Origin of the sequence: Colwellia sp. BRX8-5, assembly GCF_014077325.1 — a bacterium.
In the GTDB taxonomy this organism is placed as follows: domain Bacteria; phylum Pseudomonadota; class Gammaproteobacteria; order Enterobacterales; family Alteromonadaceae; genus Colwellia_A.
In genome coordinates this window covers 1-25,473 of sequence record NZ_JACGVR010000041.1, presented here as the reverse complement: position 1 = coordinate 25,473, position 25,473 = coordinate 1, and the positions used below count along the sequence as shown (strand labels likewise).

At 34.4% G+C, this 25,473-nt stretch carries 41 protein-coding genes; 38 read left to right on the top strand and 3 right to left on the bottom strand.

What is annotated here, in order from left to right; translation table 11 throughout:
* Window positions 1-58 precede the first annotated feature (58 nt).
* The 13 genes from H4J62_RS18250 (at window position 59) to H4J62_RS18190 (ending at window position 7,771) form a co-directional block, all read left to right on the top strand.
* Complete coding sequence (locus H4J62_RS18250) at window positions 59-754, top strand: hypothetical protein (protein WP_259364961.1); 696 nt, start codon at window positions 59-61, stop codon at window positions 752-754.
* 107 nt (window positions 755-861) lie between these two features.
* On the top strand, window positions 862-1,320 hold the full coding sequence (locus tag H4J62_RS18245; RefSeq protein WP_182218386.1) for a GNAT family N-acetyltransferase: 459 nt from the start codon (window positions 862-864) through the stop codon (window positions 1,318-1,320).
* Between the two features lie 137 nt (window positions 1,321-1,457).
* Entirely contained in the window at window positions 1,458-1,913 is a 456-nt protein-coding gene (locus tag H4J62_RS18240; RefSeq protein ID WP_182218420.1) for an N-acetyltransferase, read from the top strand.
* 563 nt (window positions 1,914-2,476) lie between these two features.
* The gene (locus tag H4J62_RS18235; RefSeq protein ID WP_182218388.1) at window positions 2,477-2,764 is read left to right on the top strand and encodes a hypothetical protein; all 288 of its coding nucleotides are present in this window, start codon (window positions 2,477-2,479) and stop codon (window positions 2,762-2,764) included.
* Between the two features lie 107 nt (window positions 2,765-2,871).
* Window positions 2,872-3,330 carry an energy transducer TonB gene (locus H4J62_RS18230; protein WP_182218390.1) on the top strand — a complete coding sequence of 153 codons (459 nt, stop codon included), beginning with the start codon at window positions 2,872-2,874 and terminating at the stop codon, window positions 3,328-3,330.
* A 124-nt stretch (window positions 3,331-3,454) separates the two neighbouring features.
* Entirely contained in the window at window positions 3,455-3,997 is a 543-nt protein-coding gene (locus H4J62_RS18225; protein ID WP_182218392.1) for a DUF4287 domain-containing protein, read from the top strand.
* A 122-nt stretch (window positions 3,998-4,119) separates the two neighbouring features.
* Window positions 4,120-4,533, top strand: a complete 414-nt coding sequence (locus H4J62_RS18220) for a hypothetical protein (RefSeq protein WP_182218394.1) — start codon at window positions 4,120-4,122, stop codon at window positions 4,531-4,533.
* 125 nt (window positions 4,534-4,658) lie between these two features.
* Window positions 4,659-5,345 carry an outer membrane beta-barrel protein gene (locus H4J62_RS18215; RefSeq protein ID WP_182218395.1) on the top strand — a complete coding sequence of 229 codons (687 nt, stop codon included), beginning with the start codon at window positions 4,659-4,661 and terminating at the stop codon, window positions 5,343-5,345.
* A gap of 117 nt (window positions 5,346-5,462) precedes the next feature.
* Window positions 5,463-5,882, top strand: coding sequence for a hypothetical protein (locus tag H4J62_RS18210; RefSeq protein WP_182218397.1), 420 nt, complete (start codon window positions 5,463-5,465; stop codon window positions 5,880-5,882).
* A 49-nt stretch (window positions 5,883-5,931) separates the two neighbouring features.
* On the top strand, window positions 5,932-6,195 hold the full coding sequence (locus H4J62_RS18205; protein ID WP_182218399.1) for a hypothetical protein: 264 nt from the start codon (window positions 5,932-5,934) through the stop codon (window positions 6,193-6,195).
* A gap of 114 nt (window positions 6,196-6,309) precedes the next feature.
* Window positions 6,310-6,501: a PspC domain-containing protein gene (locus H4J62_RS18200; protein ID WP_182218401.1), complete on the top strand. Its 192-nt coding sequence runs from the start codon at window positions 6,310-6,312 to the stop codon at window positions 6,499-6,501.
* 178 nt (window positions 6,502-6,679) lie between these two features.
* The gene (locus H4J62_RS18195) at window positions 6,680-6,946 is read left to right on the top strand and encodes a hypothetical protein (protein ID WP_182218402.1); all 267 of its coding nucleotides are present in this window, start codon (window positions 6,680-6,682) and stop codon (window positions 6,944-6,946) included.
* A 426-nt stretch (window positions 6,947-7,372) separates the two neighbouring features.
* Complete coding sequence (locus H4J62_RS18190) at window positions 7,373-7,771, top strand: hypothetical protein (protein ID WP_182218404.1); 399 nt, start codon at window positions 7,373-7,375, stop codon at window positions 7,769-7,771.
* A gap of 5 nt (window positions 7,772-7,776) precedes the next feature.
* Here the strand turns inward: H4J62_RS18190 and H4J62_RS18185 are convergent, their stop codons facing one another.
* Window positions 7,777-8,253 carry a hypothetical protein gene (locus tag H4J62_RS18185; RefSeq protein ID WP_182218406.1) on the bottom strand — a complete coding sequence of 159 codons (477 nt, stop codon included), beginning with the start codon at window positions 8,251-8,253 and terminating at the stop codon, window positions 7,777-7,779.
* 754 nt (window positions 8,254-9,007) lie between these two features.
* Here H4J62_RS18185 and H4J62_RS18180 point away from each other — a divergent pair.
* The 24 genes from H4J62_RS18180 (at window position 9,008) to H4J62_RS18065 (ending at window position 22,056) form a co-directional block, all read left to right on the top strand.
* A complete protein-coding gene (locus tag H4J62_RS18180; protein WP_182218408.1) occupies window positions 9,008-9,172 on the top strand; it encodes a hypothetical protein in 165 nt (54 codons plus the stop codon).
* A gap of 107 nt (window positions 9,173-9,279) precedes the next feature.
* Window positions 9,280-9,699 (top strand): MAPEG family protein, encoded by a 420-nt coding sequence (locus tag H4J62_RS18175; protein WP_182218410.1) that lies wholly within the window; start codon window positions 9,280-9,282, stop codon window positions 9,697-9,699.
* A gap of 108 nt (window positions 9,700-9,807) precedes the next feature.
* Window positions 9,808-10,011: a DUF3565 domain-containing protein gene (locus H4J62_RS18170; RefSeq protein WP_182218411.1), complete on the top strand. Its 204-nt coding sequence runs from the start codon at window positions 9,808-9,810 to the stop codon at window positions 10,009-10,011.
* Between the two features lie 255 nt (window positions 10,012-10,266).
* Window positions 10,267-10,806, top strand: a complete 540-nt coding sequence (locus H4J62_RS18165) for a manganese efflux pump MntP family protein (RefSeq protein WP_070376747.1) — start codon at window positions 10,267-10,269, stop codon at window positions 10,804-10,806.
* 130 nt (window positions 10,807-10,936) lie between these two features.
* Window positions 10,937-11,278: a hypothetical protein gene (locus H4J62_RS18160; protein ID WP_070376748.1), complete on the top strand. Its 342-nt coding sequence runs from the start codon at window positions 10,937-10,939 to the stop codon at window positions 11,276-11,278.
* Window positions 11,279-11,785: 507 nt separating this feature from the next.
* Window positions 11,786-11,983, top strand: a complete 198-nt coding sequence (locus H4J62_RS20545; protein ID WP_259364962.1) for a hypothetical protein — start codon at window positions 11,786-11,788, stop codon at window positions 11,981-11,983.
* A 166-nt stretch (window positions 11,984-12,149) separates the two neighbouring features.
* Window positions 12,150-12,683, top strand: a complete 534-nt coding sequence (locus H4J62_RS18150) for a DUF1569 domain-containing protein (RefSeq protein ID WP_182218415.1) — start codon at window positions 12,150-12,152, stop codon at window positions 12,681-12,683.
* 198 nt (window positions 12,684-12,881) lie between these two features.
* Window positions 12,882-13,100, top strand: coding sequence for a DUF6500 family protein (locus H4J62_RS18145; RefSeq protein WP_070376751.1), 219 nt, complete (start codon window positions 12,882-12,884; stop codon window positions 13,098-13,100).
* A 99-nt stretch (window positions 13,101-13,199) separates the two neighbouring features.
* Window positions 13,200-13,736 carry a GrpB family protein gene (locus H4J62_RS18140; RefSeq protein WP_182231357.1) on the top strand — a complete coding sequence of 179 codons (537 nt, stop codon included), beginning with the start codon at window positions 13,200-13,202 and terminating at the stop codon, window positions 13,734-13,736.
* A gap of 227 nt (window positions 13,737-13,963) precedes the next feature.
* On the top strand, window positions 13,964-14,563 hold the full coding sequence (locus tag H4J62_RS18135; RefSeq protein WP_182218751.1) for a LysE/ArgO family amino acid transporter: 600 nt from the start codon (window positions 13,964-13,966) through the stop codon (window positions 14,561-14,563).
* A 199-nt stretch (window positions 14,564-14,762) separates the two neighbouring features.
* Window positions 14,763-15,014, top strand: coding sequence for a hypothetical protein (locus H4J62_RS18130; protein ID WP_182218753.1), 252 nt, complete (start codon window positions 14,763-14,765; stop codon window positions 15,012-15,014).
* 133 nt (window positions 15,015-15,147) lie between these two features.
* On the top strand, window positions 15,148-15,501 hold the full coding sequence (locus H4J62_RS18125; protein ID WP_182215884.1) for a hypothetical protein: 354 nt from the start codon (window positions 15,148-15,150) through the stop codon (window positions 15,499-15,501).
* Between the two features lie 40 nt (window positions 15,502-15,541).
* Window positions 15,542-16,078: a TlpA disulfide reductase family protein gene (locus H4J62_RS18120; RefSeq protein WP_182215886.1), complete on the top strand. Its 537-nt coding sequence runs from the start codon at window positions 15,542-15,544 to the stop codon at window positions 16,076-16,078.
* 90 nt (window positions 16,079-16,168) lie between these two features.
* Entirely contained in the window at window positions 16,169-16,363 is a 195-nt protein-coding gene (locus H4J62_RS18115) for a DUF4177 domain-containing protein (protein WP_070376757.1), read from the top strand.
* A 134-nt stretch (window positions 16,364-16,497) separates the two neighbouring features.
* Entirely contained in the window at window positions 16,498-16,830 is a 333-nt protein-coding gene (locus H4J62_RS18110; RefSeq protein ID WP_182231356.1) for a hypothetical protein, read from the top strand.
* A gap of 97 nt (window positions 16,831-16,927) precedes the next feature.
* Window positions 16,928-17,287 (top strand): hypothetical protein, encoded by a 360-nt coding sequence (locus H4J62_RS18105; RefSeq protein ID WP_182215890.1) that lies wholly within the window; start codon window positions 16,928-16,930, stop codon window positions 17,285-17,287.
* A gap of 266 nt (window positions 17,288-17,553) precedes the next feature.
* Window positions 17,554-17,994, top strand: coding sequence for a GNAT family N-acetyltransferase (locus tag H4J62_RS18100; RefSeq protein ID WP_220470083.1), 441 nt, complete (start codon window positions 17,554-17,556; stop codon window positions 17,992-17,994).
* Window positions 17,995-18,140: 146 nt separating this feature from the next.
* Window positions 18,141-18,554, top strand: a complete 414-nt coding sequence (locus tag H4J62_RS18095) for a hypothetical protein (protein ID WP_182215892.1) — start codon at window positions 18,141-18,143, stop codon at window positions 18,552-18,554.
* Between the two features lie 177 nt (window positions 18,555-18,731).
* Entirely contained in the window at window positions 18,732-18,971 is a 240-nt protein-coding gene (locus tag H4J62_RS18090) for a DUF2798 domain-containing protein (RefSeq protein ID WP_182215894.1), read from the top strand.
* A 104-nt stretch (window positions 18,972-19,075) separates the two neighbouring features.
* Window positions 19,076-19,603 carry a DUF1439 domain-containing protein gene (locus H4J62_RS18085; protein ID WP_182215896.1) on the top strand — a complete coding sequence of 176 codons (528 nt, stop codon included), beginning with the start codon at window positions 19,076-19,078 and terminating at the stop codon, window positions 19,601-19,603.
* A 115-nt stretch (window positions 19,604-19,718) separates the two neighbouring features.
* Window positions 19,719-19,970: a GlsB/YeaQ/YmgE family stress response membrane protein gene (locus tag H4J62_RS18080; protein ID WP_070376763.1), complete on the top strand. Its 252-nt coding sequence runs from the start codon at window positions 19,719-19,721 to the stop codon at window positions 19,968-19,970.
* Between the two features lie 135 nt (window positions 19,971-20,105).
* Window positions 20,106-20,252 carry a hypothetical protein gene (locus H4J62_RS18075; protein WP_182215898.1) on the top strand — a complete coding sequence of 49 codons (147 nt, stop codon included), beginning with the start codon at window positions 20,106-20,108 and terminating at the stop codon, window positions 20,250-20,252.
* A 536-nt stretch (window positions 20,253-20,788) separates the two neighbouring features.
* Entirely contained in the window at window positions 20,789-21,505 is a 717-nt protein-coding gene (locus H4J62_RS18070) for a riboflavin synthase subunit alpha (RefSeq protein WP_182215900.1), read from the top strand.
* 83 nt (window positions 21,506-21,588) lie between these two features.
* Window positions 21,589-22,056, top strand: coding sequence for an N-acetyltransferase (locus H4J62_RS18065; protein WP_182215902.1), 468 nt, complete (start codon window positions 21,589-21,591; stop codon window positions 22,054-22,056).
* Between the two features lie 162 nt (window positions 22,057-22,218).
* On the opposite strand, the gene H4J62_RS18060 is transcribed toward H4J62_RS18065, so the two are convergent.
* The gene (locus tag H4J62_RS18060; RefSeq protein ID WP_182215904.1) at window positions 22,219-22,401 is read right to left on the bottom strand and encodes a hypothetical protein; all 183 of its coding nucleotides are present in this window, start codon (window positions 22,399-22,401) and stop codon (window positions 22,219-22,221) included.
* Window positions 22,402-22,806: 405 nt separating this feature from the next.
* On the opposite strand from H4J62_RS18060, the gene H4J62_RS18055 reads away from it, so the two are divergent.
* Entirely contained in the window at window positions 22,807-23,325 is a 519-nt protein-coding gene (locus H4J62_RS18055; RefSeq protein WP_182215906.1) for a hypothetical protein, read from the top strand.
* Between the two features lie 290 nt (window positions 23,326-23,615).
* On the opposite strand, the gene H4J62_RS18050 is transcribed toward H4J62_RS18055, so the two are convergent.
* On the bottom strand, window positions 23,616-25,001 hold the full coding sequence (locus tag H4J62_RS18050; RefSeq protein WP_182215907.1) for a lyase family protein: 1,386 nt from the start codon (window positions 24,999-25,001) through the stop codon (window positions 23,616-23,618).
* Between the last annotated feature and the right edge of the window lie 472 nt (window positions 25,002-25,473).

Here is a 25,473-nt window from a genome sequence, read left to right as displayed (position 1 = left end):
TTATTTTAACCAACAATTTTTTGCCGCTTAACGTGGCGTTAACTATAAGGAATCACACTTGGGAACTCGCATCATGAATTTTATTGAGAAATCCAATAAGATATTGCTATTTATCGCAGCGATAATTGTAATTATTGTAATTGGTAAAAACATAATTAGTGATCTTTTAAGAAAGGATTATTCCGAACCAAAAGTACAAGTTATTGATCATAATGATGCACTACAAAAAGATCAAAAACCTAAATTAGAAAAAAGATATGTAGGTCAAATTAAAGATGTGCATATTCTAGAAATAACCTCGGACCAGATAGTGGAAGAACAATCTTATAGTGCAAATGCTGACATGATGATTGTTTCATCGTCTTTGAGTTTAAGCAGTAATGCAGTTAATTTGATGTTTACTAAAGCTGGTGAAAAGAATAATTTGTTATTCGAGAATAACGCACTAATCGTAGATTTCTCACCCACCCAATCAAGGGAAACAGAATACCGAAACATCTTAAGTAAAAACATCTATTCTGTCGTAAGACAAGATACGAATAAAGATGGATTTCTAAACCAAGATGACAATAAAGAGTTATTGGTTTCTGAATATGACGGTACTAAGTTAAAATCTGTTATCGATAATATCGATGGTTATCAGGTGATTAGTAATGATGTGGTTTTACTTTATACGGCGACTGATAATGATACGTTCTATTATACTTTTAATGTATTATCAGGTGAGTTACTCAAGCTTGATACAAACTTATAGCTATAAGGCGTACAAACGGACAAAAGACAGTTGGCTGTTTCACTCCGTTACAATTTTAGGCAACAATTTTTTTTCAGCTAACGTTGCGTTAACTTCCTAGGGATAGAATGAGTATACGAAAAGCTACAATCAATGATGCCGTAGGAATTCGATCTCTAATTCTGAGCGCCGCAGAACCACAAACCAACTCTGACTTTAATAAAGAAGGTATTGTACACTTTAAAGAAAGCCTTGAATTGAAAGCTATAAAAGAACGCATCCAAAATAAAAAATATTTGATGTTATGTTTTGTCAAGGAATACAAAATTGTCGGAATAATAGCAATTTTCAAAAAAGAAAAGTTAAGTCAGCTTTTTGTTGACCCTAACTCTAGAAAGTTAAATATCGCTAAACAATTGTGGTCAGCAGCAAATGAAATCTGTATAGCTCAAGGAGGTAATGGGAATTACTGGGTAAAGTCTTCAACTATGGCTATTCCTGTTTATGAGCGTTTCGGTTTCCGCCTTGATTCGGCTCAACAAAATACAGACGGTATAATTTTTCATACGATGTTGCTACAGTCATGAATACGGAAGTTAACAAGTCACTCAAAAGGACAAAAAACAGTTGGTTTATTGCTCTTGCGTCGCTTATTTTAACCAACAATTTTTTGCCGCTTAACGTGGCGTTAGAGAGCAATGCAGATTTTGAGCCTAGGCATACTATGATAAACAAACTTGATAATTCTAATGAAGACGTTGGTAATAAAATTTTTAAAGTTTTTCAAAACTCTTATAAAGTTGAAGCTCAGCTTATTAATGCTTCTAATTTTCCACCACTATCACGAAGCATTAAAGATATAAAGAATTCAGAAACACTGTTTTATGGTTTTTATGAAAATGGATGCATCTCAGGAGTCATAGAGGTTGTTGTAAAGGGTAATCAATTAGAAATAGATAGTTTAACCGTTGATCCAAAGTATTTTAAAAAAGGGATTGCAGGTCAATTGATTAGTTATATTCTCGACTTATTTGAATTTACAGAAGCAATTGTAGAAACTGCCGTTGCCAATGATCCAGCAATTAATTTATACAAGAAATATGGCTTTGTTGAGTTTAAACAGTGGACACCAGCTCATGGTATTCGAAAAGTCGCAATGTCGTTGAAAAATGATCTCTAACAACAGCCATTCAAGGAGTGATTTTAACAGTTGGCTAGGTTCCGCTTCGTTCAACATTGCAGCCAACTATCATTTGCCTCTTAATGGGGCACCAGCTGTACTATGAAGCTTTTAGGTAAGGAGCCTATTATCAAATTTTTTAAACTTACATCAACTCTTGAATTATTAGGATGGTTTTTTCTTATTCTATTTTTTTCGGTTCTAATCTTCAATGTAGAACAAAGTTTCTTAGTTATAATTCTACTTTTTCTTACTTTGCTATTTTCTGTACTTTCAGGGATCGTACCTATGTTCTCAAATGTGGTTCCCCAAACTGCTTTATTAATAAGAAGATTATTTCCAGCAATTGGTATTGTTATTTACTTTTTGGTTCAATTTGTAAGAGAACCATTTATTATACCTTTCTAATGAACTAGCATACAGCTAATGAGCAACTCAAGACCGATAAAACAGCGGGCTGTGTTCGTTACTCGCTATTATAGCCAGCCATTTTTTAGCCGCTTAGCAAAGCGTTAGTTTTCGTAGAGCGTGTATTATCTCCATTTGTTAAAAAGGATAATTTGATGTTAAACAAAGTAATAATTATTATCTGTACACTGATCTTCACAGGATGTGTTGTTGTTCCTGAAGTGGATTATTCTCAAAAATATCAATGTGGTTTGTCTACAGATAAAAAGACTCTTAAAGTTGTTAATCTAATGAAGGGCGACACTAGCTTTTATGAATGGAATGATGAGTTTTTATCTATAATAACTATGCCGACATCAGCAGTTGTCTCAAGTGTATACGTAGCGGTAAATAATGTTTATCACTTTGGTGAAAAACAAATAAAATGTGGTAACAAAAACTAACAAGACTTTTAAACGACAAAAAGCAGTTTGCTGTTTTTCGTTTTTCAGTATTTTAACAAACAATTTTTTGCCTGTAGTTAGGGCGATAAAGCTATAAGGAGTTAGCAATGAGAAATGCCGTTTCAATTACAATAATAAGTTTATTTTTAGGTGCATGTGCGTCTAATGATACTGTTCAAGTTGTCGATGAATCCTTAATTGAATATAAGGATATATCTTTAAAAGAACAAAGAGAATTAGTTAAAGAGTATTGGATAGTTGAAAAGAGGCTAGACCCTAAATACCCAATAGAAGCAGCAAGGAAAGGTTTATCTGGTTGTGTTGATCTTATTGTCGGTATAAACAAAGATGGTAAAACCAGTGGCTACAAAGTAAAGGAATCTTATCCTAAAGGTGTATTTGATTACCATGCTGCTGCGTCTCTCAAAAGCTGGAGATGGTCAGCAACAGAAGTAAATGTTGATAAAACACCTGTATTGACATCCATACAATTGGATTTTATGGTTAGTGGCGCAAAGAATGCCAAGGAAGCTAAAAATAAATGCGGATGGAATTATAAGGTATAGCGCTAACAAGCTATTCTAGCAGGATAAATAACAGCTGGCTATTTGCTGCTTCGTTGCTTATTTTAGCCAACAATTATTTGCCTCTTACATGGGGCGTTATTTTTTGAATAAAAAGGTGGAGTATATGGATAAATCGCTGCAAAAAATGATTGAAAATATGCCTGAAAAAACAGGTAAAAAATTAGAAGAATGGTTTCAAATCTTGGACAAAGAGAATTTTGAAAAGCATTTAATGGCTGTGAAATTTTTAAAAACAGAGCATGGTGTAACACATGGGTTTGCAAATACAATTGTCACTTTATCTAAAGAAAGAACTAATCCTCCTGAAGATTTAGTTTTAAATCAATATAGTGGTAAAGAATCGCTTAAGCCTATTTATGAAATGCTTTTCTTAGTAATCAAAAACTTTGGTGAAGATGTTGTAATTACACCGAAAAAAGGAAGTGTAAGTTTCATCAGAAAAAAACAGTTTGCTTTAATTAAGCCGGCAACTAAAACAAGAATAGACTTGGGTTTAAAACTTAAAGACGTCGAGGTGCAAGGGCGGTTAGAAGCATCAGGACCATTTGGCACTATGTGTACCCATAGAATACAACTAAATAATATCTCTGACGTTGACAGTGAAGTTATCGAATGGTTATCGAAAGCGTACGAAACATCTGTTTAGTCAAAACATAACAAGCGGTTCAAACGAAAAAATACAGTTGACTATTTTCACTGTGTTCAACATTTTAGCCAACCAATTTTTTGCCTGTTATCGAGGCGTTATGCTGCAAGGAGTATTTAAGCATGAGTGATACTAAAAAAGATAATTTCTACTGGCCTGATGTATCAACAATAGAGTCTGCCAAAGCTGCTACCAAAGGTTCTATGTTCGTAGCATTATTTGTTGCTACAGTTACAGCCGCATTTGCCTTATATGGTATGTATAACGATCCAATTTTAGGAATTGATGCTTGGGCATTTGTCGATTCATTTATTTTTATACTTATTGCATTTGGTATTTGGAAACTAAGCCGATTCGCAGCAACGTTTGGTTTAATTTTTTATATTATCGAACAAGTTAATATGTTTATAACTAACCCGTCAGTACCTTTCTTAGCGATTTTATTTATTGTGATCCTCATTGGTGGGGTAAGAGGAACATTTAGTTATCATAAGCTTAAAAATCAAACTGTAGAGGTTTCAGAACCAGTAGCATAATAAGACGTTCAAATAACAGCTGGCTGTTGTTCGTTCCTCAACATTTTAGCAAACAATTTTTGCCTGTTAGTAGGGCGTTAAATATTTCTCTAGTTCAGAGTTTGTATTTATTTTAAAGGATGTAAATGAAAAAAAATATTATTGGGATGATTTTAACTTTATTCCCGTTATTTGCTTTAGGGGAAACAGTTTTCGTATCAGAAATACTTATCGGTAAATCCCAACATGAAATTAAATCGTTCTTAAATCCAAATTTTTCAAATGAGAGCTATTCTGCAACTTTGAATGATAGTTCATTTGGGTTTAGATTCGGTGTTAAATTTTTCGATAATGTTTCAATTGAACTTGCTAAACATGATCATGGAAGTGTGGTTAATGAATTTACAGTTTATTATCCTACTTCGATCACAGGTACACCTTCTGGCGGAGATTGCTGTTTAGGTTCTGAGCATGACTATACCGCAGAAGCAATTATACCTATTGAAATTGAATCTATTAGGTTTGGAATAAAAGGTGAAGTAGAGTTAGTCACTAACTTTACTGTTAATGCTCGGGTTGGACTTGCTCACTGGTCATATAAAAACTATACGCCAAAAAAACTTACAAATTTTAGCCCTCCACCAGTTAGTGATGGAAGTGGAAATGATTTATATTATTCATTAGGCGCAGAATATAAGTTTTCAGAAGATTTATATCTTGGCATTGAGTACTCACTATTATCTGTAAATGAAAGCTATGCTGTCAATGATGTAAGTGGTTCTTTTAGCCATGATGTAAAAGATTTATCAATAGTTGCAGGTTGGGTGTTCTAAATACCTAAGCCACCCAAGTCGGACAAAAAACACTTGGCTATTTGTTCCATCATCGCTATTTTAGCCAACCAATTTTTTGCCTGTTAATTAGGCGTTTGTGTTAATCATGGAAAGTGTATGCGTATAGTTTTTGTTTTCATCCTCCTACTTTTTTCAGTGACAGTTAAAGCTGAAAATATTAAACCTTTCACATCAGATGGGTGCAGTTCTTTCCCTGACGGTACATTTGATCATAAAGAGCTATGGTTATCTTGCTGCACTGCTCACGATTATGCTTATTGGCAAGGTGGAACTTATGAAGAGAGGTTGGTTGCAGATAAAGAACTTCATCAGTGTGTTTCAAAAACTGGCGAGCCACAAATTGCCAAGCTAATGTTAGCAGGTGTGCGAGTGGGAGGAAGCCCATATTTTCCTACGTCATTTAGATGGGGTTATGGTTGGTCCTATCCTCGCTGGTATAATGTATTAACTGAGGCCGAAAGAAAGCAGATAAAGTCGATCAAAAATGGTCCATATAAGGCATTCAAGCAGGATTAATAACAGTTGGCTCTTAATGGGTCGTTATGTTGTAAAGGAAGGTTAGGCGTTGGCTAAATTTGAAATACCCATACAAATAATCGAAAGGGATGGTCCCTTCAAAGAGGTCAAGCAGGATGCTTCAATTGTTAATATTAAATTATTAAATTCGGTTGTAATAGAAAATGTACTGGTGATTTACCCTAATATAATTGCAGCTATTAAAGGGCAATCTGAATTAACATTTGAGTGTTCTCAAATTTCTTCGGTAATACAAACGGATTCAAACCTTAAGGAAAGGTTTAAAAGTCACTGGATATTTTTCGGCTTGTAACAACATAAGCTATTAAACACAGATAAAAAACAGTTGGCCGTTCTTGTGCCCCGCTTATTTTGGCCAACAATTTATCGCCACTTAGCTTGGCGTTATATAACTAGGAGTATAAAAATGGATTTTGGTAAGCTTCCTAAATCAGAAAAAAACATACTAGCAGGAGTTGCTGGTGGAATAGCTGCATATCAGGGGGTTAATCCCTATAAAGTTAGAATCGCTTTTTTACTCACCGCACTATTGACTGGAGGGATCATTGTTATTGTATACACAGGATTAGCTTTGTGGATGCCTCCTCCTAATCGGTAATTACCAAGAAGGCAATAGAGTTAGCTATTAGTTATTTTTCATCAATCTAGCATAGTTACATTACAAGGCATTAATGCAACACTAAATAAAAGTTGGCTGTTGTTTGTACCTAACAGATTTAGCTCTTAACGTGGTATTATTTCTCCATTTTTATCGTAAATACAGGTATGAGTTAAGTATGGTTCAAAACATTATAGTAGTGGCGTTATTAACTGGGTCCATAGGGTTAATGTTATTGGTTATAGGTTCGATTTTTGCTGCTATTGTAGCTCTGGGAAATAAACAGCACTTATTTGGTTGGTCTGTATTTTTGTGCTTTCCTCTTTCATTAGTTTATTGTGCTATGAATTGGGACAAAGCCGCATATTCTGGGAAAATGGTTTATTCAGGTGCGTTTTTGCTGGCAGTAACGGCTATTATTTTGAAAGCCGGTGGTGTGATTTGAGGGGCATATAATAAGTCTTTCAAATGGGGGATTAACTATTTTTTAGCTCACTCAGATGACTTAATAACTATGGAAAGCGCTTTCACGCAAAGTAATAATAAAACATGGCAGTATAAAAACGCTAAACGTGCTCAAATTTTTAAGACTAAAAATGATCCACGACTCTATTTTATCGGATCACTTAAGCGGTTCCATACTTAATATTATATCGCCATTATTGCCTGTGGATCTAAAAAATAATTTGTACACCTTATTTAAGTTACCCTTAAAAGCAGTTTAATTGTAATGTTTTTTGAGTGTAGGTTGGGTTATTAATTATTCTAGCATTGGTATAAATGCAACATAGCTCGCTTTTCTGAGGTCGTTGAGCATTTTAGCTAATTAATTTTTGCTTGTTATAGGGCGTTATATATTAAAGGAATGATATTGGAAATTTCAAAGTGTGTTGTATTAGTCTTTTTGTTAAGTGGTTGTACTGTGTCCAATCATAATTTAAATAATGGGCCAAATGCCTTAGGTGGTGGATTTTCTGACAATAAGCTTCAGAAAGGGCTTTATTCTATTGTAGCAAAAACAAATTTTGCCCCATGGAGTGACCATAAGGCTGCTCATAAAATCTTTAATCGTAGAGCTACGCAGTTATGTGGTACCGCTGGTTTTACCGCAATTGAGCTTGTAGAAAGAGAGTTTGAACATATTCCCAGAGACCTTCCCCCTAAATATATCATCTCTCAAGTTAATGGTTATGTCATTTGTAAATCATCAAATTTGACTATTAAAGAAGCTGAAAAATTAATTCAAGCTTCATATGCAGTGAGCTTATAAATTGTTTAAACGGATATTTTGGGTGAACTGATTAATCTAGTAAGTCCCAGTCCGGTTAATACGAATGCAAAAAATAAAATATGAAGCCACAATTTAGGGCCAATTTCAGTGTTCAACTCAGATAAAGACGTAATTGATGTAAATTGTCCTGTAGTTATCAGTTTTACAACCCATTCATTGGCAGGGGTTGCTGAAAGTGTTGTTAGCCATCCTAAAATTATTACTTGCGCAACACTTACTAGATATGAAGCGTTAAAGTTATAAATAAGGCTAGCAATAAACGTATAGAACACAGACACGCTAATATGCACAAGCCATGATAATGCAATGGCGGTAGTTTCATTATAATTACCTAAGTTTATATATGCTGATGCGTGTCTCGAAGTTAACGTAAGCATTCCAAATAAAGGTTGGATTACAATAAAGGCAATACTAGAAAAAATGCCAATTAAAAATATAGTGGTGAAATTTTTGGTATTCATTTGTTACTCTTGGTGTGTTTTGATAATTACTAGACATGTTTAAACGCTTATTAATTTCGAACAAAAGTATATTTTTGTCAGGTGACGGCCTAACAAGTTATGCTAAAAAGAGCATGTTCCCATTGAATCTAACCAAGTTAACATATTTGAAAAATGGCAAGACCAAATAGCATTAGATGATTTTTGTGACTTAGGCTTAAATAGTAAGATGTTTTCGTTAGTTGAATCATTTGATGTTAAAGAATATGTCATCAATAAGTAAGCTACATTATTGACAGATAAACGTTGTTTTTTGTTTTTTGCCAGACATACCATGAAAAATCAGTAACTAATAGAATATTTTTTTAGGAGTAAGTTGTATGAGTTTCGTTATAGATATATTTGTTTGGTTATTAATTGAGACTATATTTGGATTTATTTTTTATACGACTGGCGGCTTGATTCTAAAAATACTGACCTTGGGTCAGTTTAAAATAGAATTTCATGATTTTGCTTCTTTTAAGAAGATAAAGTCTAAAAAAATCAATTTAATCTGTCTGGTAGGAATATCCTTTTATGTGCTATCCATTGTGTTAGTGGCTTATCTAAACAATTAAAATATAATAAAATACCAAGTATAAAAATAACCGTTAGCTATTTACTCCTTCATCGACTATTTTACCATCAATAACTTGCTTTTTAATGGAACATTATTTGTCTCTATAATCGTCTGTTTAATTTTAGTGTCTTTATTTATAGATTGGAGTAAATAATAATGGTGATCTTATTTATTATAAGTTTAATCAGTATAGTTTTGTGTTTTTATGTAGCTAAATATCGTAATGCTAATAAAACATTATGGGTGCTAGCAGCACTGCTTGTTGGTCCATTAGCGATCCCTTTTGTTTTCTTTTCTAAGCCGGTAGCCGCAAACAAATAACGTAAAATTTTATTTTTTATATATAACAAACCATTGGCTTTTTTATTCCTCTATATTTTAGCTAAGCATTATTAGTCTTTTAGAAGGCGCTAGGTGAATTTTAAAATATGAAAGTTATCAATGAATACGCTTTATTTGCACCATTATTATCTTATGTTTTATGGGTAGTCATTCTGTATGTATTACTAACAATAATACGTGCTCCAAATATTTGGGGTACTGTTGAAAATCCAGATGATTGTCATCCCTTTTTTAACTTAGAGAAAAGCACTAGCGCTAATCTCTCAAATCAATTTGAATGGCCGGTATTATTTTATGTTATCTGTATCATTTTAATTGCGCGGCCCGATTTATATCAAAGCGCATATTTATGGGCTGCTTGGATGTTTGTTATCGGACGTGTGGTGCATAGTATTGTTCAGATAGTTTCAACAAACATTCGCCTGAGAGGCAGTGTATTTAATATAAATTTTTTAGCGGTATTATTTATGTGGGGAATTTTAGCTTTAGATATACTAAGCAAATAAAATTTATTTGATATTATATTTAAAACTTGGATGAGTCCTTGGTCGTTGTTTTTTACTCTGTTATTTAACGATTATTTTTCACCTCTAAACAAATTGTGATAGGTATTAATGAATCAATCTATTGTCGGTTATCATAAAGATGAAGAAGATGATTGGGTCGCTGAATTAAAATGTGGTCACTTTCAGCATGTCAGACATAACCCTCCTTTTATAAGTCGCCCTTGGGTAATAACAGAAAAGGGACGCGATTCGTTGTTAGGCCACCTATTAAAGTGTAAAAAATGTGACTTAGGGCAGCCATCAGATCTATAATAACCTTAGCATTTATTCTCTCTACGCTAGATGGTGAAATGAGTGCTTAGTAAGATACCTAGCAGGTTTTATTGGTCTAATTAGTCGATTAGGTGGCTTTTTTACAACTATCGTTTTAAGGCTCGGACCTTGAACTCTATAACAACCAACAAAACAGTGTATCTTTTATTCTAGTCAACATTCCTTTATCTGTAATTTACTTTTAATTTGGTGTTGGTTTTTTTATGTTTTTTTATTTAACGGTCGAATTGCTTAATGAATGAAGTATTAATTTTAGCTGTGGCATTGAGTATGGACGCTTTTGCAGTATCAATTGGCTTAGGGGCAAAACACAATAGCAAGGTTACACCTTTGGCATTAATGTCAGCAGTATATTTTGGGCTATTTCAAGGGGTGATGCCTTTATTGGGTTATCTTGGAGGACGAGGAATACTAGGTTGGATGGAGTCTTATGCTACATGGCTAGCCTTTTTATTGCTTTTGCTCATAGGTGTTAAAATGATTTATGAATCTTTTTCTGAAGGCATAGAAGATGATATTGTAAAAGTAACTCATCGCGTTATGCTAATACTTGCCATCGCTACCAGTATTGATGCCATGGCAGCTGGCTTTACTTTTACCATTTTAGCTGTAAATCCATTCGTCGCTTGCTTTATTATTGGTAGCATGACTTTTTTCTTCAGTTGGTTGGGCGTGTTAATTGGCGCTAAAACGGGTACTTGGTTAGAAAGTAAGGCTGAATTCTTGGGTGGTGTCACTTTGATTTTAATAGGCATAAATATCTTATTAAATTAGAGGGTTAATCGGTATTCAACACGTTTACAATGAGCGTTCACATTTGATTCGCGCCATTTCTTATAAATATAGCTAATAATTACTTATTCTTGGGTAGGGTATTTATATTATCTTTGTTGAGGTTAATAAAATGAAAAGTACACTAAAAAAGGTATCAGAGATTGTCGCTAAGGCGAATGACTCGTTCTACAACCAATTTGATAATGTTGATACATTGATGGGCATAATGGATAAAAACCTACGTAACCAAGGCATGAAAGCTGATGCGATTACCATTGATTGCATAGCCCAGAACAAGAAGATCGTTGTACTCATCCATGATGAGAAGCCTGATACTATAGAAATAGCATTGGGTAGCAAAGAAGGTGATATTTATTCGTCGGCTGAATACGCACTAAATGAACTGTCAGAGGCTGTTATTATAGACATTATGGAAAAAAACTTTATCTCACAAGAAAATCACACTAGCTAATTAAAGCTAAAGTAGCCTTTTGCTAGCGCTAGTAAACTGCGCTTAGTCGCTTAGCGGAGGTTATATTTACTCACGGTGCTAATTAAATGATTTCCTGCTTGTTTGAGTTCTTTTTTGTGGTAACTTTAGCGCAGTAAAATGGGATTATGTTTGCTGGACTTCACCTGTAGATCTTATTAATAATTGCTGGGCAGCCCAAAATGCCAGGGTGATGCGGTATCAATAATTTCTCAGTAAGGGGTATTCACATATCCTTGCAAAGAAATATCGTTTGCTTCGTCCTAATACTTTACCTGATATTCTGACGCTTAATGTGGCGTCATACCCCTAGGAGTTTACTTGATTTCACGACTTAACAAAAAAACTTTGATTCGATGGAAGGTCTACATAGATAGGTCGAAAATGTATATTGGATATGTACAATTCCTCCTGATAATTTTCGTGTTTATTAAATCACTAGGTGATAATTTTGTCACTGAATTTGTCTTTACAAGTCCAATGATTGCAGTGCCTATTATATTGTTCACTTTCGTTTTGTTGTCGTTGATTATTGGTTACCTTGATTCCAGACTCGGCTTTCGTGAAGAAGAAATAAGGAACCATTCTAAATCTAATCCTGTGTTAATGGATATTCAAAAGTCTCTTATAGAATTAAATATTAGAATGGCTAAAATGGAACAAGAGAGAAAGTCGAACGATACTTAATGTTTTTACTTTAAGGTCGATTTAAATAATAACTCTTATAACAGTGCCAACATAAGTCATTCAAGTCGGGCAAATTTTAGCTGTGCTTTTTTGTCTAGGACGGTCAATAACCTTTAGTTCACTAAACTTAGCCTCCTATTGGGAGAATAGTTTTTAAGGATTTGAAATGAAACGTAGACAGTTTGTTAAAGCTTCACTGGTAGGTGGCGGAGTTATTTTAGGAGTAGGTGCCGGCGCATTTACCCTGATTAAAGAGGGCAATAAAAATAGCCTTACCGTAGAGATGGCTTTAAAAAAGCTAGATGATTTATCTGATGAAAGTCTTATCCACCAAGGCGAATGGAACCCATATCAAATATTTAGCCATTGCGCACAAAGTGTAGAGTTTTCAATGTCTGAATTTCCAGAACATAAATCGAATTTATTTAAGAGTACGGTTGGTCAACTCGCATTCTCGATTTTTGCATCTAAGGGTAAGATGACACATAACTTAGGAGAGCCTATTCCAAGTGCTCCAATTATTATTAAACATCTAGACTCAACACACGCACTCATTCGTTTAAAACAATCTCTGCTCAACTTTAGCCGTTATCAGGGGATTCTTGCGCCGCATTTTGCCTATGGTGAGCTATCGAAAGCAGAGTATGAAATAGCACATGTCATGCATTTATATAACCATCTTCAAGAGATAAAGACTTAACAATGCCGTGGTCAAGTCACTAAAATCACTCAAATTAATGTTAAGTGCTTTGCATAGTTTCTGTTAATTGAATCTAAAATAGAAACGTTAACTGACTCATCAGGTATTTGCATAGATTGATGTTTATAAAAGATAAATCCGTTAATATACCTTATAGATCTGTGGGTTAATGGTAAATTTAAAGGCGATGAGTAAACAATGAAAGCAGAGTTACGATTAAAAATTATCGACGTTTGTAATAAAAAAATAGCGAGTAATGGTGACAACGTTGGACTATCATTTTATGCCTTTTTTGCTAATAAAAATGAAACACCTGAACTACTTATGGAAGTTGCAACATGGTGGATACAGACTCACAGATTAGATCATTTCGTCAAGGCTATTAAAATTAAAACCATGGTAGAAAATGGTTTGTAATGGAAGATAACCAATCGCATAATTGATAACATTTAACCCCAATTTTTTCACTGCACTTAATATAATAATCGACTGTGATTTTGCACTTGGTGAGGTTTAATGACAAAGGAACTACAAAATATCAGTCAAGCCGCAATCGTTCTAGAAGCGTATAATCCATCTTGGGATGATAAATTTACAGCAGAAAAAAAACGCCTAATAGCTGTTGCAGGTGATTGGCTTTATGGTTCTGTTGAACATGTAGGTAGTACTGCTGTTCCGGGCATGATTGCTAAACCGATAATAGATATAATGTTTGGCGTTAAGTCTTTGGAACTCGCTCAACCTGCTATTATAGCGCTTGTCCAAAACGGTTATAAATATTGGCCTTATAAGCCTGAAGTTATGCATTGGTTTTGCAAACCTTCAGATGAATTTCGCACACATCACTTACATTTGGTGCCGTTTGAAAGCCCACTCTGGAATGAACGTTTAAGGTTCAGAAATTTATTACGTTCAAACTCAGTTATCGCTAACGGATACGCAAATTTAAAACAAGAATTAGCCATTACTTATAAAGACGATAGGGATGAATACACTAAGAAAAAGTGGCCTTATATTCAGCAAGTTTTACATGAAAATAAACTCACATCATGAAAATGATTTTACAATGAGTGCTATCTGAAAAAAATATTTAATCTATACAAGAACAAAGCCTTCGGGTTAAAGCAAGTATCTCAACACGCTATGTGCCTAATAGCCGCACAGTGGCATTCGTAAACTTTAAAGTTTACTTAGCTGCTAACAAAAGCTATTTTATTGCCCCCAGTATAAAGGGTTAATCGTAGTGTTTGATTTTTATTCAACTAGAAAAGATAATTTATATGACAACTTTTTTCGCAGGATTTTTTCTTAGCCTCTCTCTTATCCTTGCAATAGGTTCTCAGAATGCTTTTGTTTTGAAGCAGGGAATTAAAAAACAACATGTTTTATTAATTTGTACTATTTGTGCTATTTCTGACGCTATTTTAATTTCATTGGGTGTTGCAGGGTTTGGCGCTATTGTAAATGAGTATCCTTTTATTGAAACGTATGCCCGTTATGGCGGTGCTTTGTTTCTTCTTGTTTATTCTGCACTGAGTTTTAAGTCAGCATTCAGTCAACGTCATGTCTTAACACCAGAAGCTAAAGTACAGCATTCAGTCTTAAAAACGATTGCTATCTGTCTTGCTTTTACATGGTTAAATCCTCATGTTTACCTCGATACTATGGTGCTTTTAGGGAGCATTTCAACACAATATGAGGGAAAGCAAATTGAATTTACCTTAGGGGCAATTTCAGCTTCATTCACTTTCTTTTTTAGTTTGGGTTATGGAGCAAGATTTTTAGCCCCGCTATTTCAACAACCAAAGTCATGGCAAGTGCTAGAATTTATTGTTGGGCTTACTATGCTCATTATTGCTTTAACGTTAATTTTTAGTTAAAAGGTATACTTAACAGCGAATTGACTATTGGTTGCCAAGGGAAATGTGTGTATCTGATCACAGCAATAGGTCTTTTATTAACTTTTGTTGGTTTGGGACTTATAGGCTTAGTTAAACAAAAAATAGTTATTATAATCTCCTCAATATTTTAGCTAGATATTTATTGCCTATAAATGGGCATAATCAGTAAAGGTATTATATGAACGCGTGTGAATTAATAAAATTATTATCTAAAAAAGGGACTGAAGATCTATCAACTTCATTACAGTGGATAAAACCGATACCTGAAGAGGGTGCTGCTTTAGTTGAGAAAATAGACATGGCCTTAAATATTGTTAAATTTTCTCAATCTAGACAAGCTGAATATGGAGGGGTAAAATCCTCAAACAATCACTTAGACTCTCTAATACGTTTAAGGGCTGAACTTAAAAGTATTCTTGAAAAAACCTAAAGTAAACTAGTTAAACTTAACGATAATAAATTAAATAGGGCAGGCAATAACGTAAATAGCTGTGCTACTAATTTGGCATTTTGCCAATGATAATATTACTCTCTACTGAGAGCGGATGAGCAAAGGAATGCAAATGATTAAATTGAATCTTTATAAATATAGTAAAGCCTTATCGTTAATTAGTTTAATAGCGGTTACTTATAAATATTGGGGGTTTGGTTTTTGGGAAGCTATTTTTATTTTGCTCCCTTACCTGCTGGTATTTTTGCTTGCAAATCGAGCCGCTTATAGTAGCCCTTTTTTAATAGGGTGTAGGGCGATAGCTGGCGTTATTGTTTCACTATTATGCGCAGTATTATTATTTGGCATAACGCCTTCTGCTCAAGCAGGTATTGGATTTATGTTTGTTGTTGTTATTCAGTATGGTGTTATTTTCGTGAGTGAAGCACTCATTGGTTTATTCACTTATCAGGCTGATGACAAATAAGACTAGTTAAGCAGCGCTAAATAAACATTGGAGTACGACGTTGAAAAAATGGATGTTAATTTCTTTACCTATATTATTTTTTATTGGCTTTGCTGGGGCAAACTATCTGGGCTTTTTATCGCCATCTTTTACATCTGTTGTAAACAAGCCCATTCAAAGAATAGATTTAATAGACCTTCAAGGAAGTCGTCATTCTTTTGATGAACTTAAGGGGAACGATACCGTTATTTATTTTTTTGCTTCGTGGTGCACTCCTTGCTACAAATCTTTAATGACGCTAGAGAAAGTGACCGCTAATAAGCAATTACCCATTAATTTATTAGCTGTTGCCTTGGATGAAGATATTGATGAAATTAACCGCATGTTAATTAAAACTGGTTTTACGGGTAAAGTGTGGATAGCTAGTGAGGGCACAATGGCCTTGCAGAAACGTTATTTTGGAAACGAAGGGCGTGCTGTTCCTTATGTAGTAAAGCTTGATAGAGACACAAATATTATCGAGAGAAGCTATAAATTAAATCAACTTACCCAATGGCAATCAGTTTTAAGGGATGGCGTATCTTTAAATAAAATATAGAATTTATAAGCAACAATTTAAGGGCGGGTAATAAACCTCCTTAGTTAAGTTTGAGGCCGGCATTATTTAATTATTTTGAGGATAAAATTGATGAAACAGTACAAATATAAAATAGTAGATACCAGAGATGTTGAGACAGCAGGACTGTTTAAAGGGAGAAAACGAGAAGATGTTGAAAGTTATCTCAATACACTTGGCAGTGCTGGTTGGGAACTGGTTAACGTAGATTTTCGTGAACTTGAAGGTGGTCTTGAGTTCGCAGGCGTCATGAAAAAAGAAATTTAGGTCATTTACAGGTCTAGAATACTTAACCCGTTTACTATCACTTCATAGCACTGGCGACGTTATTTAACTTCGTTGTATTATTTAGCTTACATTACTTCGCTGATTATTTGGCGTTATACAAAATAGAGAGTTTGGTGGAAAATTCAAAGACTAGGGCTTCAATAAGCTTCAGGTTCAATCGATTAGATAAGATGCAAGCCTTTACACTCGAGCGAGAGATACTAGGCTCATTGTGCGATAAAAATGTTGAAAATAATATTTATGTTGTTTGTGTACCCTTAACAGACACTAACTTCGACGACATTAGTGACTATTATGTCCGACAAAGAGTTAATATTGAAGACTGTGATATATTTGTATCGGTTAGCTCGGATTCAGGTACTAAATGCTTTGATATACCTGTGATAGTCAATCGCATGCTTAAATATATCGATTGTAAATTAACCTTTGCTTTTACTGTATTATAAAGACTTTAAAACAAGTGAATCAAACGGATAAATTACAGTTGAGGGCCCGTCTATTACAGGCCGCAACTTTAGCGACAAAGAACGATAGGGAGATCGAATGAAAACACTATCATTTATACTATTAAGCTTTTCCTTGTCTTGCACTGCGGCAGAGGATTTTTTGAATAAGTATGCGGTTAATATTGATGGCATGCTTATGAGTAAGATCTTACCCATAAACGAAATGGATACGCTGACCAATAAATTTGAACCTGCCATCACTTTTAATTGCGGTGTTAGCAGTCGAGTTTACGCGCTCGATGAGCAGCTAAAATTTAAATTTGAAAACGGTCAGTTAAGAGTTGTTTCAAGTTTTGTCTCAACCGGCAATATAATATCTTATACACCACTAAGAGCATTAAGTGGTTTTGCATTTCGTCCCGCTTTATTTAAAGGTTATTATTTTATTTCTGAGTGATTTTGCGATATAAGTCATTGAGAATGAGTATTAAGAGGGCTGTTTTTTGATTCATTCCAAACAAATAAAAGGCTTTAATTGACTGTTTATCAAATGCTTAAGTGGTTTTTATTAAGTTGAAGCAGAAGCTGAAATAGTCTTTGACGGATAAGTGTTAAAAAACGTAATCGATAGAGTAAATAAAAATTATTAAAAATTTAAATTCAAAACGCATCGAATTAATATCATCATCAGCCGCTCATCTTCACATTGAACTTGAAACACCTTTGTTACTTGCTGAAAAATTAAATGCATCTGTTTCAAGCGATTGGCCTAGCGGTGAATATGACCGAGATGCAATGGAGTTTTTTCTTTCTTGTTTCGAAAAAGGCGGTAAATTAGCTGAAGGTTGGTATGGCTGGTATGCTATAAATATTGCCGTTTCAGGAGAAAGAACTCTCGTGGGATCAGGTGGATATTTTGGTCCCCCAGATAGTAATGGAATAGTTGAGATTGGCTATTCTGTGCTACCTAGTTGGCAATGTCGTGGCTATGCAACAGAAATTGTTAACCTGCTCATTTCTCATGCCTGCTCCTTCGAAGAAACCAATAGTATTATTGCTCATACTGCACCCGAAAATAAAGCGTCTAAAAAAGTGTTGATTTCTAATGGTTTTAGGGAAGTTGCAATGAATGATGGCCTGCTGAGTTTTGAGTATACTCGTTAGATTTATTGCTTTAATTGCAGTTGATATTTTAGGTAAAACCAGCGCTTTATAGTGCAACGACTAAATTTGTTACGGTGAGTTGTGCTATATATTTTAATAAAATAATTTATCCCTTTAATCTGGGGATTTTTAAGGAAATTACCTTTATGGATTTAATAAAAATTATATTACCTATCGCTTTAACGACATCGTTGTTGTGTCATGCTGAACAGACCCCATTAGAGCGATCTTTATCGCAAGAGTTAACTAAGGCAGTTACTAAAATTAACGCTAAAGGTGCTCAAATAATTGATGAAGAAACAAGACTTGATTACGCAGCAACATTCAAAAATTTCATTATCTATAATAACACTATGATAAATTACAGTGCTGATCAACTTGATGTAAAGGCTTTTGAACCAATTATTGAGAAAGTGTTGATAGGTACATTATGTGCGAATAAAGCGTTAGAAAGTTTTATCAATTTGGGTGTAATAATGGTGTACCGCTTTCACGGTAAAAATGGTTTATATATAACAGAACTTTCAAAAGATATGTCTACTTGTAAAAAAATACAATAAGCTGTTTAAATAATGGCAACCTTAGGTTCTTTCCCTGATAGATATTTTATAAATAATTAAATTACCGGCGAAGCTAATAAATGAACGGGGTTATTTAGCGCAAAGTTAACAGACATAAAAATTTTTTTTTAATCTCAGCAAAACACTGAGTCTTAGAACAATCTATGAGTATTTAAGATGATTTCACGTAAATATCACAAAGTTGTATTTTCTTTTTTTATGGCGTTACTTATGTCCTGCGTAATGTCTTTTGTTATTAGTGTGTTTAACGTAGGTATGGTGACGAATATTGTTCCTATATGGTTAAAAGCGTGGAGTTTCGCTTTTATCTTTGCCTTTCCAACTATTTTAATTATATCTCCTATTGTACATAAATTGGTGAGTTTTGTTTTACACGAAGAAGAGCATAATATTTAATATATGATTTAGACGAAAATAATAGTTGGCATTTATTACGGTGTCGTTTATTTTTAGCTAGCTGATATTTTGTTTAAAGTGTTGTTATTTTTTAAGGAAAAGTTATGTTTCGAAGCATTATGTTTGTTTTTTTATCGCTACTGAGTCAGTTTGCTGTTGCGTTAGATTACACACAGGAAATCACAGAACAAGAGATACAAGAAAAAATATCAGCTTTTATGCCAATCGAAAAAAAGAAATATTTTGTCACTGTTACCCTATCAAATCCTATAATAGATTTACTAAAAGAAAGTGATGAAATAGGTATTCGTGCAAATATTGACGCTAGTGCTCCCGGTGGAATTAAGGGTAGCGGTGAAGTAATGATTAAAGGCACATTAGATTATGAGCCTAAAAAAGGTGAGTTTTATTTTAAAAACCCTACAATTATTAGTTTAGCCATTGATAAAGTTCCTAAAAATTTCACTCCAAAAATACAAGATATTGCGCAGGCCATGCTTTCAAAAGTGATGGCCGTTTATCCAGTTTATAAATTTAAAGATGATAATGTAAAACACAAATTAGCCAAAGCAGTATTGAAATCATTGGAAGTAAAAGATGAGAAATTAATTATAACGCTTGGTGTGTTTTAAATTAACAAACAGTTGACTAGTGTTGTTTACTGTAGATATAGCCAACTTATATTTTTCGATTGTAATGTGACAGTTTGTCGCGCATTGAAAAAGACTTAATAGCAGAGGTGAATTTATGGATTTAACAGAATTGGTGATATTTTTAGCTATCGGTGCTTTAGCCGGATGGTTAGCGGGAAGGTTAATGAAAGGGGCTGGCTTTGGCTTACTCGGTAATATCGTTGTTGGCATTATAGGCGCAGTGGTTGGTGGCTTTGTCTTTGGCTTACTTGGTATATCTGCTGGCGGAGTCATTGGTACAATTGTTACGGCGACTGCGGGGGCGGTTATATTGATATTTGTTGTTGGTATCATAAAAAAGGCCTAATAGCTTGATACGACAGATGAAATAAAAGCATTATCCCTTAATTTTATCTATTATAATCGTAATCAAGGGCGCAATTATTCCGGGGATGCCGTATTATTCATGTTAGAAATTTAAGATACCCAGAGGAGAATACGAGTGGCTAAGCAAAATTACTCTTTCGAAAAACGTCAGAAAGAAATAGCTAAAAAGAAAAAAAAGGAAGAAAAACGTTTGAAAAAATCAGCTGTGGAGGAGGTACCGTCAGAAGACGAGCAAGTTGTCTCTGAAAATGACGATAAATAACACCTGATAGCTTCATACTTGAAGTCATTAAATAAGGTTGGCTTTGCTATTTTTTCAAATTTTAGCCAACTATTTTAGCTTATATAACTTGTGTTTACTGATAAGTGTTATTGCAGCGTCTTTATTTTTTATCGTTTTCTTTTTACTCACCGGTCGTGTCTCCAGTTCAGCATTAAATAAAAGAGCTCATAATAATGTCAAAGCAGGCGATTACTATGAATCGTTTGGTTAACCTGATGCAGCTAAAGAAGAACGAGAGATGGCTAGGGAAAATCTTGAAAATTCATACCGTATTGACCCTATCTTATTTGATTTATTATTGGTCACAGCGAAAAATAAAGTATAGTTTTTGATGTTTTTAATTAAATATGCAGATCGAAACTTCTAACCATTCAATGCCTCAACACAATTTGATATCCTTAAGTGATAACAACAAACTGATTGGCATAGCTTATCCGACAACAACGTTCATTTTTTTCACTGCTTAACAATGTATGAGTATTAAGTCGTGTTGCCTAATTAAAGAAGAGATATTTATGTTTACAGGAATAATTCAATCGATAGCTAAAATTATCGATATTACAGATGAAAAGGGTATCAGAACTTTTGTTATTGATTTCAACAAAGGTTTTTGCACTGATCTAGAAATAGGAGCAAGTGTTTCTGTCGACGGAGTATGTTTGACGGTTACTGAAATAGTGTCTGAAGTTAGGGTCAAGTTTGATGTAATGCTACAAAGCCTTTTAATAACGACCCTCAGCGAATATGGAAAAAATACTTGTGTCAATGTAGAGCGAGCAGCTAAAGAGGGTGCTGAAATTGGTGGTCATCCTCTGTCGGGGCATGTGGACTTTAAAACCCCTATTGTCAACATTACTCACATAGAAGACAATTATTGTATCCGTTTAGGTTTGTCAAAAGAATGGAAGCGCTATGTCTTTCCAAAGGGCTATATTGCCTTAAACGGAGCTAGTTTAACCATTTCTCAAGTGAATAAGACAGAGCAGTGGTTTGAAGTTTGGTTAATTCCTGAAACTCGAAGGATGACAGTGTTTGAGGCTAAGACTGTTGGCGAAAATATTAACATAGAGATAGAACGTGGCACTCAAGTTGTTGTTGACACTTTACGCGATACACTGGAAGAAAATCTAGGGGCTTTACTGCCGTTATTTGAGAAAATTCTCTCTGAACAAGGCGTTGATATTAATGCGTTAGGGCATAATGTAAAATCCCCAATAAATAAAAACAGCTAAAATAGTAGGCTATTGCTACGTGATATTAGCCGTTTTAAACGGCTAATATTTAATTGATATTGAAGTATGAATGTAGAGTGTTTATGGATAACGAACTAGTCATTAGGAAAGCAAAATTAAGTGATCATTCGTTTATTTTTAAACTTTCACCTATTTTAGCTGACGTTGCTCAGTTATCTTGGCATTCTGACGATGTTATTCAAAAAATGCAATTTGATTACATTGCTGAAATGCTTGCTGAATCATCACAAGCCAACGTTACCTTTATCGCTGAAAAAAGTGATGTTTCTTTGGGGTTTATTCATGTTAGAACCCATAAAGACAGTATATCTGGTGAGATGTGTGGAACAATACCTTTGTTGGCTGTTTCACCTGAGTCACAGGGTTTAGGTGTTGGTAAGATTTTAATTGGGTTTGCTGAGAAATGGTCTAAAAATTTAGGGTGCAGGTTACTGCATCTGGAAGTTTTCGCTAATAATAAAAAAGCAAACGACTTCTACCAAACGTTAGGTTTTAAACCTGAAACGGTGCAGATGATTAAAGCTATATAGGCTGTTATATTTTTAAAAACGTAGTGACGCTGCTGGGTCGTTCACTACGTTTATTGAGTGTTTTGAAAGCGGTTACTATCAATTGATATAACTTAAGTTAACTCACTTTGTGATTCTCAGCGTTTATTGATCTGTTAAACGGCTGTGATCGCACTCACCTTGCTATATTTCAGTTGCAGAGGCTACTGTCGTATATTCATAGTTAAATGCTCTGACTTTCTTACCTGAGTCAGCTATAAATTCTACGGTAGTTGAACGGGGTAATATCAATACTGCCTCGTATTCTTCACCCGTTAAAAAAGTGTCATTGCCACATACTAGGTCTTGAGTTAATTTTATCCGCATTACTAATCTTCGCTATGTTAAATTAATTTAACTTATCATATCATCTTTTTATGAACATATTAGTGCAAAAATTCGTCAGGCTGATTTCAATGATAATTTTGGCTAATATGGTAAGAATAATCAGCCATTATTATACAGAGATGGATTTGTGAATTTTTAACATTTAAAGATTAGAGTTTGATTATACTGTCAGCTAAGGTGGCATTTATCGATTTATTTTCATTAGTCGATGACTCTAAGGCTTTTCTAAAAAGCCGAGATGGCCGTGAAGCTTTTAAATTTTGTCAGGTCAAATGTTAATAAAATATCAAGCAACAACGTCGTTGAAAATAAATATTTATCGCGAGGGCATCATTATAGCGGTAGTATGGAAAATTAACTAAAGCGCAGGTAAGGCAACTTTATATGTCATCTAGAGTAAGACTGATTCTTTCGGCGGGGATCTCATTTTGTTTTTATTTTGCTTGGTCATATTGGGCGAATGGTTTAGTCAGTGAAGATCAATCACTGGTGTTAAGATCGGCAATTGTACAAGGAACATTAAGCGGCACGATTACTATTTTATTTACTTTTATATTAGAAAAATCAGTGTCGAAATTTGGGCAGAGTTATCTTTCATTAATATTTGTTGTGCCTATCATCTGTACAGTGTTTTCTAAAACAAAACAAAACATCGCCATTTTCAGAACTTTCAGAAATGCCTTAGACCGCTCGGCTAAATATTTAAGTAATAACGCTATACCAGGTACTTTGTTAGCACCACTCTTACCTATAGCGATTCAATCTAGCATTGCCATTGGTGTTAACTTTATTAACCAGACGCCTAATTTATGGTTAACGGTTACACCTAGTATAATCATTACCGCTATTTATGGTTATGTGTATACTTTCACTTTACTGAGTAAGCCTGCTGAGCCAGCTTGATTAGCTAACTCGATTATTTATAAAATTAATTAAATTATATTTTCCAATTAAATTTAGCCTACAGTACTATCTGGTTAATTATTGGCAGATATTGAAATATGTTTACTGTTTTTGATTTTTAGTTTTCTTACTGAAAATAACATTGAGTTAACCCATTTCAATAATGAACGATTAACGAGTTAGTAAGCTTGGTATATCATCTTAAATAACGACTAATCGATGAGTTAGAACTCCGTGATCACCTCTAAAAAGATCACGGGGAAAGTTTTCTTTATTGGGAAAGCTACCGGTTATTGGGTTTTATTAACACCACCAATTAGCTGTTTAGGATCTAATCTTGCCATAAGCTCTGCTTCACTAATATTGGTTAGTTCGATAGCGACATCTATTACGGTTCTTTTTTCTAGGTATGCTTTTTTAGCAATCTCAGCACTTTTTTCATAGCCGATCAATTCAGTTAACGCGGTTACTAAAATTGGATTTTTTGCTAAATTTTGCTTAATTTCGTCATGATTCACGCTTATATCTTTGATAACTTTATCAGCAAGTGCGTTAGCGCTTGAGCTGAGTAGTTGAATACTTTGCACTAACGTATGAGCGATTAAAGGTAGCATGGTATTAAGTTGGAAGTTGCCAGATTGTCCTGACAACGTAATGGTTGTGTCATTGCCGATGACTTGTGTGCAAGCCATTAAAACCGCTTCAGGGATCACTGGGTTGACTTTCCCTGGCATAATACTGCTACCTTTTTGTAGTTCAGGTAATTGAATTTCATTTAATCCATTTAATGGTCCACTGCTTAGCCAGCGAATATCATTGCTGATTTTACTTAAACTAACCGCGGTGGTTTTAAGAATACCGCTAATGCATACCGCTGTGTCTTGTGCACTAATTGCCCGAAAATAATTATCGGCAGGCATGAAGGTTAAACCGGTGTTCTCGGTTAAGGTACGAGTGACAATAGTGGCAAAATCTGGGTGTGTATTAACTCCAGTACCTACAGCTGTGCCGCCAATGGCAAGCTTGTATAAACTTGGTAAGTTATTTTGTAGCTGGTCATAGGCATAACTCACTTGAGCACTCCAACCACTTATTTCCTGAGCAAAACTTAATGGCATTGCATCCATTAAATGAGTACGGCCTGTTTTTATGGTGTCATGATGCTGACCGGCTTTGTTGTCTAAGGTGTTACGTAAGTGTGCTAGCGAGGGTAATAACTGTTCAGCGATAAGTTTTGCTGCACTTAAGTGGATACAAGAGGGGATCACATCGTTAGAACTTTGTCCCATATTTACATGATCATTAGGGTGAACGTTTATGGTTTGATTACTTTTTAACTTAACTAATGAGGCAATCACTTCATTTGCGTTCATATTCGTGCTGGTTCCCGACCCTGTCTGGAAGACATCAACGGGAAACTGATTATCGTGGAAACCATCCGCAACTTCTTTGGCAGCCAATTGAATTGCTGCAGATTTATCAGCATCAAGTAGACCCAGTTCTTGGTTCGCTTGTGCAGATGCGCTCTTGATTGTGCCTAATGCCCAAAGGAAAGCGCGTGGCATTTTTAAATCGCTAATGGTGAAGTTGGCTAATGATTTAGCTGTTTCATTACCGTATAAACAGGCAGTTATATGCTTTTGATTAACTGTTGTTTTATCGTCTTTTTTTTGCATTTAGTTAGCCTTTTAAGTATCACGCACATTAATCATAGAGAAAGGTCGAAAAGAGTCTATTGAATAGGGTTATTTCTCAAATATTAGTTTTGCCTTAACCGCTTTAGGTAATTAGCATCATTCAATTTTTCTCTCTGATACTGTGCGAATGAGTTTATTTGCTCTACATTAAGACTACAGGTTACCGTTTTATCTTGCCAATTTAAAGACGCTAATTGTTTAGGTGCAATAAGTACCTTTTTACCGCCGGGCGAGCAATTACAGGTATCAAAATAATTGTGGCAACTAAGGCCCATATAGAACTCGATAGTTGCTTAAAATATTTTCTAGCAGACACTTAAATTATTTATGGCTACTACGCAAAAGTCGTTAATTAAATTAATTTATAAATACCATTGTTATATTGTTATATTGTTATATTGTTATATTAAATTTATTCAGATTTTAACCATGAGTTAAGTCTGGTTCTATA

Coding starts and splice junctions, on each gene's coding strand:
- H4J62_RS18095 (WP_182215892.1), top strand. CDS start 18,141: ATGGATTTAATAAAAATTATATTACCTATCGCTTTAACGACATCGTTG.
- H4J62_RS18175 (WP_182218410.1), top strand. CDS start 9,280: ATGAAAGTTATCAATGAATACGCTTTATTTGCACCATTATTATCTTAT.
- H4J62_RS18195 (WP_182218402.1), top strand. CDS start 6,680: ATGGTTCAAAACATTATAGTAGTGGCGTTATTAACTGGGTCCATAGGG.
- H4J62_RS18065 (WP_182215902.1), top strand. CDS start 21,589: ATGGATAACGAACTAGTCATTAGGAAAGCAAAATTAAGTGATCATTCG.
- H4J62_RS18180 (WP_182218408.1), top strand. CDS start 9,008: ATGGTGATCTTATTTATTATAAGTTTAATCAGTATAGTTTTGTGTTTT.
- H4J62_RS18125 (WP_182215884.1), top strand. CDS start 15,148: ATGATTAAATTGAATCTTTATAAATATAGTAAAGCCTTATCGTTAATT.
- H4J62_RS18140 (WP_182231357.1), top strand. CDS start 13,200: ATGACAAAGGAACTACAAAATATCAGTCAAGCCGCAATCGTTCTAGAA.
- H4J62_RS18235 (WP_182218388.1), top strand. CDS start 2,477: ATGTTAAACAAAGTAATAATTATTATCTGTACACTGATCTTCACAGGA.
- H4J62_RS18115 (WP_070376757.1), top strand. CDS start 16,169: ATGAAACAGTACAAATATAAAATAGTAGATACCAGAGATGTTGAGACA.
- H4J62_RS18225 (WP_182218392.1), top strand. CDS start 3,455: ATGGATAAATCGCTGCAAAAAATGATTGAAAATATGCCTGAAAAAACA.
- H4J62_RS18090 (WP_182215894.1), top strand. CDS start 18,732: ATGATTTCACGTAAATATCACAAAGTTGTATTTTCTTTTTTTATGGCG.
- H4J62_RS18135 (WP_182218751.1), top strand. CDS start 13,964: ATGACAACTTTTTTCGCAGGATTTTTTCTTAGCCTCTCTCTTATCCTT.
- H4J62_RS18185 (WP_182218406.1), bottom strand. CDS start 8,253: ATGAATACCAAAAATTTCACCACTATATTTTTAATTGGCATTTTTTCT.
- H4J62_RS18160 (WP_070376748.1), top strand. CDS start 10,937: ATGAAAAGTACACTAAAAAAGGTATCAGAGATTGTCGCTAAGGCGAAT.
- H4J62_RS18085 (WP_182215896.1), top strand. CDS start 19,076: ATGTTTCGAAGCATTATGTTTGTTTTTTTATCGCTACTGAGTCAGTTT.
- H4J62_RS18240 (WP_182218420.1), top strand. CDS start 1,458: ATGATAAACAAACTTGATAATTCTAATGAAGACGTTGGTAATAAAATT.
- H4J62_RS18055 (WP_182215906.1), top strand. CDS start 22,807: ATGTCATCTAGAGTAAGACTGATTCTTTCGGCGGGGATCTCATTTTGT.
- H4J62_RS18070 (WP_182215900.1), top strand. CDS start 20,789: ATGTTTACAGGAATAATTCAATCGATAGCTAAAATTATCGATATTACA.
- H4J62_RS18145 (WP_070376751.1), top strand. CDS start 12,882: ATGAAAGCAGAGTTACGATTAAAAATTATCGACGTTTGTAATAAAAAA.
- H4J62_RS18230 (WP_182218390.1), top strand. CDS start 2,872: ATGAGAAATGCCGTTTCAATTACAATAATAAGTTTATTTTTAGGTGCA.
- H4J62_RS18105 (WP_182215890.1), top strand. CDS start 16,928: ATGAAAACACTATCATTTATACTATTAAGCTTTTCCTTGTCTTGCACT.
- H4J62_RS18220 (WP_182218394.1), top strand. CDS start 4,120: ATGAGTGATACTAAAAAAGATAATTTCTACTGGCCTGATGTATCAACA.
- H4J62_RS18170 (WP_182218411.1), top strand. CDS start 9,808: ATGAATCAATCTATTGTCGGTTATCATAAAGATGAAGAAGATGATTGG.
- H4J62_RS18050 (WP_182215907.1), bottom strand. CDS start 25,001: ATGCAAAAAAAAGACGATAAAACAACAGTTAATCAAAAGCATATAACT.
- H4J62_RS18200 (WP_182218401.1), top strand. CDS start 6,310: ATGGATTTTGGTAAGCTTCCTAAATCAGAAAAAAACATACTAGCAGGA.
- H4J62_RS18215 (WP_182218395.1), top strand. CDS start 4,659: ATGAAAAAAAATATTATTGGGATGATTTTAACTTTATTCCCGTTATTT.
- H4J62_RS18165 (WP_070376747.1), top strand. CDS start 10,267: ATGAATGAAGTATTAATTTTAGCTGTGGCATTGAGTATGGACGCTTTT.
- H4J62_RS18080 (WP_070376763.1), top strand. CDS start 19,719: ATGGATTTAACAGAATTGGTGATATTTTTAGCTATCGGTGCTTTAGCC.
- H4J62_RS18245 (WP_182218386.1), top strand. CDS start 862: ATGAGTATACGAAAAGCTACAATCAATGATGCCGTAGGAATTCGATCT.
- H4J62_RS18150 (WP_182218415.1), top strand. CDS start 12,150: ATGAAACGTAGACAGTTTGTTAAAGCTTCACTGGTAGGTGGCGGAGTT.
- H4J62_RS18130 (WP_182218753.1), top strand. CDS start 14,763: ATGAACGCGTGTGAATTAATAAAATTATTATCTAAAAAAGGGACTGAA.
- H4J62_RS18060 (WP_182215904.1), bottom strand. CDS start 22,401: ATGCGGATAAAATTAACTCAAGACCTAGTATGTGGCAATGACACTTTT.
- H4J62_RS18210 (WP_182218397.1), top strand. CDS start 5,463: ATGCGTATAGTTTTTGTTTTCATCCTCCTACTTTTTTCAGTGACAGTT.